Consider the following 12,995-nt stretch of genomic DNA (forward strand, 5'->3'; position numbering starts at 1 on the left):
CGGGGCAAGACTTGGGTGGCACGGCCGCAAGCCAGAGACCCGGACGAAGGGCCGCGAGCGGACGTCGCGCGCCCGGTCCGCGCGGGTGGCGCGGCAAGTGTTTCGTGTGCCCCGTATATGGGACGAGACCGGGCAGGCGCGGGCGATTGTAGTGGATTTGTGCATGCGGCGCACCCGCCTCGGGTAGGGAGTTGTCCTGGCGTTCCGCTGTGCGGCCCGGCGGAGGGTCCTGCGCGATGCGGTGCTATTTATTGGCTCGCCGCGCGCGGGCCCGGGCAAGGGCGGCCCAGGAATCAGGCAGGCAAATACGCGAGCCGCACGTAAATCGGCGCGAACGGCTCGGGCTGGGTGATCTCGATGAGCGATTCGCGCGACAGCTCCAGCATGGCGATAAAGTTCACGATCACGACGGGCACGCCGCGCGTGGTGTCGAACAGCTCGCAGAACTCCATGAAACGCTCGCCCTGGAGCCGGCGCAGGATGATGCTCATGTGCTCGCGCACCGAGAGCTCCTCGCGCGAGATCTTGTGGTGCTGGACGAGCTTCGCGCGCTTGATGACGTCGGCCCACGCGGCGCGCAGGTCGTTGCTGTCCACGTCGGGAAAGCGCGGCGTGATGCTCTGTTCGATAAAGACCTCGGCGCGCAGGAAATCGCGGCCGAGCTGCGGCAACTGGTCCAGGCGCTGAGAGGCGAGCTTCATCTGCTCGTATTCGAGCAGGCGGCGCACGAGTTCGGCGCGCGGGTCCTCGGCTTCCTCGCCGGTATCGGCCTTCTTCACAGGCAGCAGCATGCGCGACTTGATCTCGATGAGCATGGCCGCCATCAGCAGATATTCGGCTGCGAGTTCGAGGTTGGTCTTGCGCAGTTGCTCGACATAGCCGAGGTACTGGGTCGTGACATCCGCCATCGGGATGTCGAGGACGTTGAAGTTCTGCTTGCGGATGAGGTACAGCAGCAGGTCGAGCGGGCCTTCGAAGGTCTCGAGGAAGACTTCGAGCGCGTCCGGCGGGATGTAGAGGTCCTGCGGGAGCTTGAAGAGCGGCTCGCCGTAAAGGCGTGCGAACGCGACGCCGTCGACCGTGTCGGGCGTCGAGTCGGTTGCGGGCGTGGTCAGCGCCTCACCGGGCGTTTGCCCGGCAGCGTGGCCCGCGTGACTGGCCGCGTGCTCGCCTGCGGGCGGCGCGCCGGCTCCGTCGGCCTCGGCCATCAGAAGTTCTGGTAGTAGACGTAAGACGTTTGCCTCACGCGCGAAGCCTGCTGGCGCTCGCGCTCGTCGAGGTCGATCGGCTGCTTGTCCCACAGGAGCGCGCGGCCCTTGCGTTGCTGTTCTTCGAGCTGCGGCTTTTGCTGCTTGAGCTGGTTGATGAACTGCGTGATGTCCGACTGATACATGGCTGACGTCCGTCCAATAAGGCGGGGCGCCTGATTGCGCCGCGCCGCTAGTTCTGTCGGCGGCAATTTTACCGCAAGCCAACGCCGCGGAACATCCGCGCGGGCGCAGCGCGCGTCGGCCATGCCTCGGGCCGCTCCGCGCGCGCCATGCGTCCGGCTGCGCCGGCGTTGTGGCACGCTTTGCGCCTCCTCCTGGGGTTTTGACGCGCCGATGTGGTGAAATAACGCGTTTGCGCCCGTTGCCGCTTCCCGTGCCCTGCGCGCGAGCGGCGCAACCGGTGGCAACCAGTTCTACGACGGCCGGAGGTGGCGTTTGGCGGGATGGGTGATCGAAGCATGGTGCGCACGGCGGCGCCCCTCGCGGGCGGCGCGGCCACGGCTCGCCGCGTGCCTGATCGTGTGCCTCGCCGAGTTCTGCGCCGTGACGCCGCCCGCCCGGGCCGACATCCTGACCACCCTGCTGCCGTGGATGCGCCCGCGCACCTACTACGACGTCGATATCCAGGCCTCGCCGCGCGACCTGCGCAAGCTGCTCGAGACGCACCTCGACATTGCGCGCTTTGCCACGCGCGCCGACGTGAACGAGGACCAGTTCGAGTTCCTCGTGACCGCGGCGCCGCAGCAGGTACGCGACCTCGCCTCGACGGCGGGCTATTTCACGCCGGTCGTGCGTACCGACGTGCGCACGATCGACGGCAGGCGGCACGTGCGCGTGAGCGTCGATCCGGGGCCGCGCACGACGATTTCCTCGGTGAAGCTTGTGTTTCGCGGCCCGGTCCTCACGGAAGACCCGGCGCAGGAGAACACCGCGCGCTTCGCGTTCTCGCTGCACGACGGCGACGCCTTTACGCAGTCGGGCTGGGACGACGCCAAGAACGCCTCGCTCAAGGCACTGCAGGCGCGCCGCTACCTCGGCGCCAAGATCGCGTTTTCGGAGGCGCGGGTCGATCCGCTCAGACATGACGCGCAACTTTCCGTAACGTTCGACAGCGGGCCGACCTTCACGCTGGGCAAGCTCGATGTTTCGGGCCCGCGGCGCTATCCGGGCTACATCATCGACAACGTGAATCCGCTCTCGCCGGGCGAAATCTACGACCTGAAGCGCGTGGCCGAACTGCAGCGCCAGGTGCAGAACACGCCGTACTACGCGAGCGTGGCGATCGACGTCGACGCGAACACGCAAAAGCCGCTCGAGACGCCCGTGCATGTGAAGGTGAGCGAGTTCCCCTACAACAACTTCCGCGGCGGCGTGGGTTATTCGACCGACACCGGCGCGCACGTCCAGGGTTCCTACACCTACCTGAACACGTTCGGGGCGGCGTGGCCGTTCCAGGTGCAGGGGCGGCTCGACCAGATCCAGAAGTTCGGTCAGGTCCAGCTTTCGATGCCGCCGGGGCCGCGCGCCTGGACCAACAGCCTCGTCGCGTCCTACACGACCACCGACGTCTCGGACACGAACATCTATAGCGCGCGTGTCGGGGTCCAGCGCACGCGCACCTCGCAGAACATCGACTACGCGTACGCGCTGATGTTCTACGACGACCGCCTCACGCAGAACGTGGGGCCGTCCTCGCGGGCCTATGCGCTCGTGCCGACGTGGGGCTGGACGCGCCGCAACGTCGACGACCCGCTCTTTCCGCGCTCGGGCAACATCATCCGCATGGAGGCGGGCCTCGCGCTCAAGAACGTGGGCGCCGAGCAAAGCTTCCTGCGCGCCTACATGCGCGGCCAGCAATACCTGCCGATCGGCCACAGCGACATCATGGTGTTCCGCGCGGAACTGGGCGGCGTGTTCACGAGCGGCCCGTCGAACGGTATCCCCGCGTCGCTGCTGTTCCGTGCAGGCGGTTCGAACTCGGTGCGCGGCTACTCATTCCAGAGCATCGGTAACGACCAGTCGGGCTCGATCCTGCCGACCAAGTACCTCGTCACCGGCTCAGCCGAGTACCAGCACTGGTTCAGTCACGACTGGGGCGGCGCAGCGTTCTTCGACGTCGGCACCGCCACCGACACCTGGGGCGAAAAGGAGTTCGATCCGGGCGCGGGTATCGGCGCGCGCTGGCGCAGCCCCGTCGGGCCGGTCAACCTCGATCTGGCCTATGGCTTTCGCACTCACAGCGTGCGGCCTTATCTGACACTCGGGATCGCCTTCTGATGATGACGCGCTCGCTGTTCCGCTTTTCAACGCCTTCTTCGCCGCACGGCGAGGGGGCGGCATGAGCGCGCGTCGTCTCGCTGCGATGGCATGGCTCCCGGCCACGTTCGCGGTGCCGCCGGGGGAGGCTGGTCGCAGCCCGGACGATGATGCGCGCGGTGAACCCGGCGGCCACGGACGCAATGGCGGCGCCGGCGGCGCGGGCGGTGCAGGTGACAACAATGGTGCGCCGCCGCGGCGCCGCGGGCCGCGGCTCTGGAAGGCGCTTGCCTGGGCGATCGTCGTGCCGGTGCTGCTCGTCGGGCTCGTCGCCGGCTTGCTCTATGGCGTGCTGACCACCGAGCGCGGCACGGCCTACGCGTGGCGCGCGGCAGTCAGGCTGCTCGACGGCAAGCTCGCGGGCAGGCTCGAAGGCGGCACGCTCGCGACCGGTGTGCGTTTTTCCAACGTGAGCTGGCGCGGGACGGACGGCACCACGCTCAAGGTCGACCGCATCGGCGGCCAATGGGAGCTGCAGGGTTTCGGCCAGAAACCCTGGCGCTTCGTGGTGGATTATCTGCACGCCGGCGACATCGAGATGCGCATCGTGCCGTCGCACGAGCCTTCCTCGCCCATGAAGCTGCCGGAAAACCTGCAGCTGCCGCTCGGGCTCGAGATCCGCGACCTGCAGGTGGACAAGCTCACGGTGCACGAAGACACCTCGACCAACGAGTTCTCGCACTTCCAGTTCCACGGACGCAGCGACGGCCGCCATCACGAGGCCGCCATCGAGCGTCTCGACACGGCCTTTGGCGCGGTGAGCGCCGAGGCGAAGCTCGACGGTGTGCGGCCGTTCGCGCTCACGGGCGACCTGGGCTACTCCGGCAAGGTGAACGGCGAAGACGTGCAGGTCAGCGCAAACCTCGCCGGCTCGCTCGAGGCGCTCACGGCTGATGTCGAGGCAAGCGGCATGAAGCTCACCGGCCGCGCGCATGTGGAGGCCACGCCGTTTGCTTCCGTGCCGCTGCAGCGCGTCACGCTTGCGTTCGATCATGTCAATCCGCAGGCGTTTGCGCCGGGCGCGCCGTTCGCCGACCTCGCGGTGCGTGCGCAGTTGCAGCCAGTGCCGGGCGGTGCGGCGGGCGTGCCGGCGGCGCTCGCAGCGGTAGCGTCGGGGGCGGCGGCGGTGTCGGACGTGACGCCGGCTTCCGTGCCGGCGTCGGCATCGGCGCCAGCGGGTGGCGCGAAGCCCGATGCCGCGGCTGCCTCCGCCGCCTCGGGCGCAGCCGACGCGGCGCGCGCGCGCAGCAATGCGGCTGGCTTCACGGTGGCGGGCGCGGTCTCGATCGTGAACGCGAAGCCGGGCGCCATCGACGAAAAGCTGCTGCCGCTCATCGACGCCCACGCCGATGTCGTGCTCGATGCGAAGACGCAGCGCATCCCGAAGCTCGCCGTGCGTCTCGTGAAGAACGCGACGATCACCGGCGGCGGCACGATCAGCGGGCGCGACGGGCGCTTCGACCTGAAGGTGGCCGCCCTCGACCTCAACGCGATCCAGTCGAGCGTGCGCGCCACGCAATTCGCGGGGCCGGTCGGCGTGCGGCTGAACGGCGACGTGCAGAGCGTCACACTCGATCTCGTCGATCCGCGGGCGGCGCTGCGCGTGCAGGGCAAAATCACGCAGGACCCCGCGCGCCTCTCGCTCAACGACGTGCGGCTGACTTCGGGGGCGGGGCGCATCGACCTGTCGGGCGCGCTCAAGCACGACGCCAGTTCCACGTATCAACTCAAGGCGGTGCTGACCAATTTCGATCCGTTGTCGCTCACGTCGCAAACGCCGGCGCGCCCGGCCGCGAAGTCGCCCGCGCCGGCCGCCCGGCCGCGACCCGCGGCCCAACCCGCCGCCGATGCGCTCAACCCGCAACGCAATCTCGCGCTCAATCCGGCGCTCAACCCGTCGCTCAATCCCGCGCAATCGGGCGAGCAGGCCGCCGAGCAAAAGCGCGTGGAGAACGCGAAACAGACCGAGCAGGCCGGGGCGGCCGAACCCGTAGCGAAGCCGCGGCCCGCCACGCGTCCCGCAGGCCGGCGCATCGAGGCGCGCGTGAACGGCACGCTCAATGCGAGCGGCACACTCGCGCCCACCTTCACGACGCGGGCCGAGTTCAAGCTCGGCCCGAGCGTCTACGACGACCTGCCGCTCACGGGCCAGGGCCTTATCCAGCTGGCGGGCTCGCGTATTCTGCCAAGCCGCGCGAACCTCTCGGTCGCGGGCAATACCGTGGATCTGCAAGGCAGCTTCGGCGCGCGGGGCGACCGCCTGCGCTTTCGCGTGGATGCGCCGCAGCTCGACCGGCTCGGCTTTGGCATCGCGGGCCAGCTCGCGGCGAACGGCGACGTGACCGGCACCTTCGCGCATCCCGACGTCTCGCTCGACTACAAGGCCGACCACGTGGTGTTCGGCGATAACCGCGTCGGCCATGCCGAGGGCCGGGCGCTCGCGCGCGACGGCGCGAACGGCGCGCTCGCCTTCAGCACCGACGCGAGCGACATTGCCGTGGCGGGCGTCGACATCGCGACGCTCACCGCGCGCCTCGACGGCACGCGCGCGAAGCACACGCTCAGCGCGAGCGCGAAGGGCAAGGTGCAGGGCCAGCCGATCGACTTCGTCGTGGCGGCCAACGGCGGCCTCCAGGACACGCGCGAAGGCACGCGCTGGAACGGCACGGTGACGCAACTCGAGAACCGCGGCGTGCCCGGTGTGAAACTGCAGTCGCCGCTCACGGTGAGCGCGGGCCCCGGCAAGGTCACGCTTGGCGCGACGCGTATTGCGGGGGAAGGCGCGTCGCTCGACCTGAAATCGTTCGATCTCGACCATGGCCGCATCCGCTCGGCGGGCACGCTCACCAACGTGTCGCTCGCGCGCATCATGCAGATCCGGCAGCAGTTCACGGGCGTGCCGTCCACGCTCCGGACCGACCTGATCTTCGACGGCGACTGGGACTTTGCCGTCGGCCCGACGGCCACCGGCTATGTGCAGATCAAGCGCCGCTCGGGCGACATCACGACCGAGGTCGGCCGCGGCTTTGCCTCGCTCGGCGTGGGCGAGCTCAACGTGCGCGCGGCCTTCAGCGGCGGCAACCGCCTCACGCTCACGGCGCATGCGCAGGCGAGCCGCGTGGGCATGCTCGACATCGATGCCTACACGACACTCTTGCCGCGCGACGGCATTCTCACTGTCGCGGACGAGGCGCCGATCGGCGGCACCATCAAGGCGAACGTGCCCTCGCTCAGGAACACGGGCGGCATGCTCGGCCCGACTTACCTGCTCGACGGCCATCTCGCGCTGCAACTCGCGCTCGGCGGCACGGTCGCGAAGCCGAATCTCACGGGCTCGCTGGTCGGCGACGGCATCTCGGCCACCGTGGTCGACCAGGGCGTGGAGTTGAAGGACGGCGTGATCCGCATCGCGCTCTCGCAGAACCTCGTCGACTTCCAGCAGGTGGAGTTCCACGGCGCGACGAGCGGCACGCTGCGCGCAAAGGGCCAGGTGCGCCTCGACAACGCCGAGCCCGATCTCACCGCTAGCATTGTCGCGGACAAGCTCGAGCTTTTCGCTTCGCCCGACCGCAAGCTGTCGCTGTCCGGCAGCGCGAGCATCGCCAACGGCGGGCATCTGGGCGGCATGCAGATCGACGGCAAGTTCACCGTCGATCACGCGCTCTTCGACATGCCCGAGTTACCCGCACCTTCGCTCGGCGACGACGTCGTGATCGTGCGCCCCGACGGCACGACGGTCGGCGGCAGGCCGCCCATCGAGGAAACGGCATCGACCAGGCCCGCGCCGCGCTTCGCGCCGCGTGCAAACATCGACATCGATCTTGGCCACGACTTCCGCTTCCGCGGGCAGGGCGCGGATCTGGGCCTTGCGGGCACGATCTCGGTCAACAGCGAGCCGGACGTCCCGCTGCGCGCGGTCGGCAACGTGCGCGTGACCGAAGGCTCCACGTACACGGCGTTCGGCACCAAGCTCAATATCGAAAACGGCTTCTTCACGTTCAACGGGCCGGTGGGCAATCCAGGCATCAACATTCTCGCCATGCGGCGCAACCAGCAGGTTGAGGCGGGCGTGCAGGTCACCGGCACCGTGCAGGCGCCGTCGGTGCGTCTCGTTTCCGAGCCCAGCGTGCCCGATAACGAAAAGCTCTCCTGGCTGCTATTCGGGCACGGCACCGACCAGGGCAACAACCTCGGCCAGCAGAGCGCGATGACGACGGCGCTCGCCCTGCTCGGCAGCGCGCAAGGCAAGCGCATTGCGCAGAGCATCGGCCTCGACGAATTTTCGATCGGGCGCAGCGAGGTGGGCCTGACCGACACCGAGGTCGTGATGATCGCCAAGGCCATCAACCAGCGTCTCGTGATCGGCTATGAGCAGGGCCTGCAGTCGGCGTCGAACGCGGTGAAGGCCACGATCAACCTCTCGCGTTACTGGTCGCTCGTGGTGTACGGCGGCACCTTCAACGGCGCCGATATTCTTTATACGCGGCGTTTCGATCGGCTTCGCCGCTAGCGCCTCGAAAAGCCAGGCGCAAAAAAACGCCCCTCGCAAGGGGCGTTTCACACGACACCGGCGAGACGGTGTTACCTGACCCGCATGCCCGGCTTCGCGCCGCTATGCGGTTCGAGAATGTACAGACCCGGTTCGGCCTTCTCGTCGGCGGCGGAAGCCGCGAGCACCATGCCTTCGGACATGCCGAACTTCATCTTGCGCGGCGCGAGGTTCGCCACCATCACCGTGAGCTTGCCCTTGAGGTCTTCCGGCTTGTACGCCGAACGGATACCCGAGAACACGTTGCGCGTTTTTTCCTCGCCCACGTCGAGCGTGAGTTGCAGCAGCTTGTCCGATCCTTCGACGAGGTTGCAGTCGACGATCAGCGCCACGCGCAGGTCGATCTTCGCGAAGTCATCGATCGAGATGATTTCCGGCGTTTCATCGGCGGCAGGTTTCTTCGCTTCATTGGCAGCCTTCGACTTCTTGTTCGCATCCGCAGCCGCAGCGGCAGGCGCTTCGGTTGCCTGCAGCGAATCGCGGTTGGCGGCGAGCAGCGCTTCGATCTGCTTCGGATCGACGCGTGTCATCAGGTGCTTGTACGCGTTGATCGGCTGTTGCGACGAGAGTGCCTTGCCTGCATCGGCCCAGGTCAGCGGCTCGATCGCGAGGAACTGTTCGACGCCTTCTGCGAGCGTGGGCAGCACCGGCTTCAGAGCGAGCGAAAGCAGGCGGAACGCTTCGAGGCTCACGCTGCAGGTCTCGTGCAGCGCCGCCGAGTTGGCGGGATCCCTGGCCTGCTCCCACGGCTTGGCCGTATCGACGTAACCGTTCACGGCGTCGGCGAGCTCCATCGTCTGGCGCAGTGCGCGGCTGTATTCGCGCGCTTCGTAGTGCGCAGCGATTTGCGCAATCGCGGCGCGCAGTTGCTCGAGCAGCGGATGATGCATCGCGCTATCTTGCACGCGGCCTTCGAAGCGCTTGATCAGGAAGCCCGCCGCGCGGCTTGCGATGTTGATGTACTTGCCGACGAGGTCGCTGTTCACGCGCGCCTGGAAGTCTTCGAGGTTCAGGTCGAGGTCTTCCATGGTGCTGTTGAGCTTCGCGGCGAAGTAGTAGCGCAGCCACTCGGGGTTCAGGCCCGTGGTCACATAGCTTTCCGCCGTGATGAAGGTGCCGCGCGACTTCGACATCTTCGCGCCGTCCACGGTCAAAAAGCCGTGCGCGAAGACGTTGGTCGGCGTGCGATGACCCGAGAATTGCAGCATGGCCGGCCAGAACAGCGTATGGAAATACAGGATGTCCTTGCCGATGAAGTGGTACTGCTCCGTCTTCGAGCCGGCCTTCACCCATGCCTCGAAATCGAGGCCGCGCTTCTCGCACAGGTTCTTGAAGCTCGCGTAATAGCCGACCGGCGCGTCGAGCCACACGTAGAAGTACTTGCCAGGCGCGCCCGGAATCTCGAAGCCGAAGTAGGGTGCGTCGCGCGAGATGTCCCAGTCGGCGAGCTTCGATTCGCCCGACTCGCCGAGCCACTCGCGCATCTTGTTGGTCGCTTCCGGTTGCGCGAGGCCGCTCACCCAGCCGCGCAGGAAGTCTTCGCAGCGCGGGTCCGAGAGGCGGAAGAAGTGGTGCGTCGAGGTCTTGCGGATGGGGGTTGCGCCCGAGACCACCGAGTACGGATTCTTCAGATCAGTCGGCGCGTAGGTCGAGCCGCACACTTCGCAGCTGTCGCCGTACTGGTCCTTCGCGCCGCACTTCGGGCACTCGCCCTTGATGAAGCGGTCCGGCAGAAACATGTTCTTGACCGGGTCGTAGGCCTGCTCGATGTCGCGTGTCTCGATGAAACCTGCTTCCTTGAGCGCCAGATAGACCGACTCGGAGAGCACGCGGTTCTCTTCGGAGTCCGTCGAATAGTAATTGTCGAACGAGACGCCGAAGCTGTCGAAGTCGCGCTTGTGCTCCTGCCACACGCGCGCGATCAGCTGCTGCGGCGTGAGGCCTTCCTTCTCCGCGCGCAGCATGACGGGCGTGCCGTGCGTGTCGTCGGCACCGACGTAGTAGACCTCGTGGCCATGCATTCGCAGCGCGCGAACCCAGATGTCCGTCTGGATGTACTCGACCAGGTGGCCGATGTGGATCTGACCGTTGGCGTACGGCAGAGCAGACGTAACGAGAACCTGGCGGCGGCCGCTTTGATTGGCGTGCGCGCCGGCTGCAGCGAGGTCGGTGGCGGGTGCTGGCATAAGTGAGGGGAAGTCCGATGTTGCGGGGGGAAAGCGCGATTTTAGCAGGGCGGGCGCACCACCGTTCGGCGGGCAGGTGGACGCTCGTATGCGAAATGCCTGGAGGGAGCGCGGGCTGCGCAAGCAACAGTCATGCTGCGTCGCACAAATCGCGGCCAAAAAAAACCGGGGCAAGAATGGCCCCGGAGCAACAACGACAAGAGGAGAATGGTGACGCGGCGGCACTGCCGCACACGTACCGTAAAGAGAGACAGCACGTTCTCCCGAGAGTTCGAAAATTTTTTCGATTCTCTTCCAGCGCGTGGAAGCGGGGGTCGGATGGCCGTCCAGCAAGGATTTCGGAGCGCGTCTTTCGGCCCGCATCGAAATGCAAACGGGGCAGCATGACTGCCGCCCCGCTGATGTGTCGCTCTTTTGCGGCGCAGTCGCTGGCAACTGCATTCCGGCGACTGCGCCTGGCCGGCTTAGCCGCCCTGGTGCTGCGACGTCGCGCGCAGGTACATTTCCACGCGGCGGTTAGCAGCGCGGCCCGCTTCGGTGTTGTTGTCGGCGATCGGTTGCGTATCGCCGCGTCCCTCTGCCGACATGCGCTGCATCTGAATGCCGCGAGACGCGAGGTAATTCACGACGCTCTGGGCGCGGTTGACCGACAGCGTCTGGTTGTACGCGGCGGAGCCCGTGTTATCCGTATGGCCGACCACCTGCGCAACCACTTCCGGGTTCTGCTGGAGCGTCTGCGCGACCTGGTCGAGCACCGGCGCGAACGACGGCTTGATCGCGTAGCTGCTGGTGTCGAACGTCACATTGCTCGGGATGTCGAGCTTGAGCGAGCCGTCCGGCTGCTCGGTGATCTTCGTGCCGGTGCCCTTGGTGGCGCCCGAGAGCTTGTTGTGGATGTTCTGCCAGTTGTAGCCGGTGATGCCGCCGACCAGTGCGCCCGCGCCTGCGCCGATTGCCGCGCCCTTGCCGCCGCCGAAGATGGCGCCGATCGCCGCACCCGTGCCTGCGCCGACACCCGTGCCGACAGCCGTGTTGGTGCCCTGCTGCGTCGCGCAGCCGGCGACGAGCGCCCCGGCAACGGCGAAGACGGACAGGCGAGTCAGGATTTTTGTGTTCATTTGCTTTCCTTTCTTGAGTGGAACGGACGCTGCCCGCGGCGTCCGCGGCCCCGCATGCGAACAGGGTCTTCGAACGGCGCGCGGCGGCAGCTACTACAATGACGCCTTGAGGTTTGCACCGCCAGGCGGAAAGCCGCTAGGTCGCGGCTTCGAGACCACCTGGTCGGCACACAAAATCGATGCTGCCGCGAAGCGTGCCCTGTCGGGCAATTTTGCGCAATGCAGCTTAACAATTTCTTTCGATTTCCGGCGCGTAGGCGATCAGTCCACACTCGGATCGGCGCTAATGCAGACCGGCATTCTCCCCACGGAGTTTCAATGAGCATAGATCGGGCTTTGGTCGACGCCGCGCTCGCGGCCTTGACGGATCCGAACACGGGCCATCCCTACACGGTGGCCAAGGGCGTGCGCAACGTCACCGTCGAAGGCGGGACGGTCGGCGTCGAGATCGTGCTCGGCTATCCGGCGAAGAGCCAGTTCGACGCGGTGCGCGTGCAGGTCGAAGCGGCGCTCGCCGCCGTGCCGGGCGTGATGGCGAGCCGCGTCGCGGTTAGAAGCGAGATTACCGCGCATACGGTGCAACGCGGCGTGAAGCTGCTGCCCAACGTGAAGAATATCGTCGCCGTGGCCTCGGGCAAGGGCGGCGTGGGCAAGAGCACGACCGCCGTGAATTTCGCGCTCGCGCTCGCTGCCGAAGGCGCTTCGGTCGGCGTGCTCGACGCGGACATCTACGGCCCCTCGCTGCCGATGATGCTCGGCATCCAGGGCCGCCCCGAGTCGCCCGACGGCCAGTCGATGAATCCGCTCGAAGGCCACGGCGTGCAGGCCAACTCGATCGGCTTTCTGGTCGAGCAGGACAATCCGATGGTCTGGCGTGGCCCGATGGCGACTTCCGCGCTCGAGCAGCTGCTGCGTCAGACGAACTGGCGCGAGCTCGACTATCTCGTGGTCGACATGCCGCCGGGCACCGGCGACATCCAGCTCACGCTCTCGCAGCGCGTGCCCGTCACGGGCGCCGTGATCGTTACGACGCCGCAGGACATCGCGCTGCTCGACGCGAAGAAGGGCCTCAAGATGTTCGAGAAGGTGGGCATTCCGATTCTCGGCATCGTCGAGAACATGGCCGTGCACATCTGCTCGAACTGCGGCCACGCCGAGCACATTTTCGGCGCGGGCGGCGGCGAGCGCATGGCGAAGGAGTACGGCGTGGAAGTGCTCGGCAGCCTGCCGCTCGACATCGCCATTCGCGAGCAGGCCGATTCGGGCAACCCCACCGTGGTAGCCGCGCCGCAGGGGCCGGTGGCGGAAATCTATCGGGCGATCGCGCGCCGCGTGGCGATCCAGATCGCCGAGCGCGCCCGCGACATGACCTCGAAGTTCCCGACCATCGTCGTGCAGAACACCTGAGCTCCGGTGCGGGCTGCGGCGCGCTTGTGCCGCGCCCCGCGCATGGGGACAGATAGGCGCGCGACGCGCCGCCTGCGCGGTATCATGTGGGCTTCATCGGGTCCGGTATGGCGGCAGCAACGGGGCTGCCGCCGCCCGGCAAGAGGAT

Annotated in this window: 7 protein-coding genes; 3 read left to right on the top strand and 4 right to left on the bottom strand. The window is 67.1% G+C overall.

Going from position 1 to position 12,995, the window contains the following annotated elements; genetic code table 11:
- Nucleotides 1–293 precede the first annotated feature (293 nt).
- Both M3A49_RS27975 and M3A49_RS27980 read right to left on the bottom strand, forming a co-directional pair.
- Complete coding sequence (locus M3A49_RS27975; RefSeq protein ID WP_266231917.1) at nucleotides 294–1,208, bottom strand: segregation and condensation protein A; 915 nt, start codon at nucleotides 1,206–1,208, stop codon at nucleotides 294–296.
- Nucleotides 1,208–1,393 carry a DUF3460 family protein gene (locus tag M3A49_RS27980; protein ID WP_028207745.1) on the bottom strand — a complete coding sequence of 62 codons (186 nt, stop codon included), beginning with the start codon at nucleotides 1,391–1,393 and terminating at the stop codon, nucleotides 1,208–1,210. The genes M3A49_RS27975 and M3A49_RS27980 overlap by 1 nt, the downstream gene beginning before the upstream one ends.
- 469 nt (nucleotides 1,394–1,862) lie before the next feature.
- Between M3A49_RS27980 and M3A49_RS27985 the strand changes: the two genes are divergently transcribed.
- Together M3A49_RS27985 and M3A49_RS27990 are read left to right on the top strand one after the other, a co-directional pair.
- Complete coding sequence (locus M3A49_RS27985; protein ID WP_266231946.1) at nucleotides 1,863–3,548, top strand: autotransporter assembly complex protein TamA; 1,686 nt, start codon at nucleotides 1,863–1,865, stop codon at nucleotides 3,546–3,548.
- Nucleotides 3,549–3,609: 61 nt separating this feature from the next.
- A complete protein-coding gene (locus M3A49_RS27990) occupies nucleotides 3,610–8,097 on the top strand; it encodes a translocation/assembly module TamB domain-containing protein (RefSeq protein ID WP_266231918.1) in 4,488 nt (1,495 codons plus the stop codon).
- Nucleotides 8,098–8,168: 71 nt separating this feature from the next.
- Here the strand turns inward: M3A49_RS27990 and metG are convergent, their stop codons facing one another.
- Nucleotides 8,169–10,322: a methionine--tRNA ligase gene (gene metG / locus M3A49_RS27995; protein ID WP_266231919.1), complete on the bottom strand. Its 2,154-nt coding sequence runs from the start codon at nucleotides 10,320–10,322 to the stop codon at nucleotides 8,169–8,171.
- Between the two features lie 464 nt (nucleotides 10,323–10,786).
- A complete protein-coding gene (locus M3A49_RS28000; protein WP_266231920.1) occupies nucleotides 10,787–11,440 on the bottom strand; it encodes an OmpA family protein in 654 nt (217 codons plus the stop codon).
- Between the two features lie 318 nt (nucleotides 11,441–11,758).
- Here M3A49_RS28000 and apbC point away from each other — a divergent pair, with 318 nt between their 5' ends.
- Nucleotides 11,759–12,847, top strand: a complete 1,089-nt coding sequence (gene apbC / locus M3A49_RS28005) for an iron-sulfur cluster carrier protein ApbC (protein WP_254355981.1) — start codon at nucleotides 11,759–11,761, stop codon at nucleotides 12,845–12,847.
- The last annotated feature ends 148 nt before the right edge of the window (nucleotides 12,848–12,995 follow it).

The sequence above is a fragment of the Paraburkholderia sp. CNPSo 3076 genome, from assembly GCF_026343935.1.
GTDB lineage: Bacteria > Pseudomonadota > Gammaproteobacteria > Burkholderiales > Burkholderiaceae > Paraburkholderia > Paraburkholderia nodosa.

Bases quoted from the DNA above. Each gene is read 5' to 3' on its own strand.
- M3A49_RS27975 (WP_266231917.1), bottom strand. From the start codon at position 1,208: ATGGCCGAGGCCGACGGAGCCGGCGCGCCGCCCGCAGGCGAGCACGCG.
- M3A49_RS27980 (WP_028207745.1), bottom strand. From the start codon at position 1,393: ATGTATCAGTCGGACATCACGCAGTTCATCAACCAGCTCAAGCAGCAA.
- M3A49_RS27985 (WP_266231946.1), top strand. From the start codon at position 1,863: ATGCGCCCGCGCACCTACTACGACGTCGATATCCAGGCCTCGCCGCGC.
- M3A49_RS27990 (WP_266231918.1), top strand. From the start codon at position 3,610: ATGAGCGCGCGTCGTCTCGCTGCGATGGCATGGCTCCCGGCCACGTTC.
- metG (WP_266231919.1), bottom strand. From the start codon at position 10,322: ATGCCAGCACCCGCCACCGACCTCGCTGCAGCCGGCGCGCACGCCAAT.
- M3A49_RS28000 (WP_266231920.1), bottom strand. From the start codon at position 11,440: ATGAACACAAAAATCCTGACTCGCCTGTCCGTCTTCGCCGTTGCCGGG.
- apbC (WP_254355981.1), top strand. From the start codon at position 11,759: ATGAGCATAGATCGGGCTTTGGTCGACGCCGCGCTCGCGGCCTTGACG.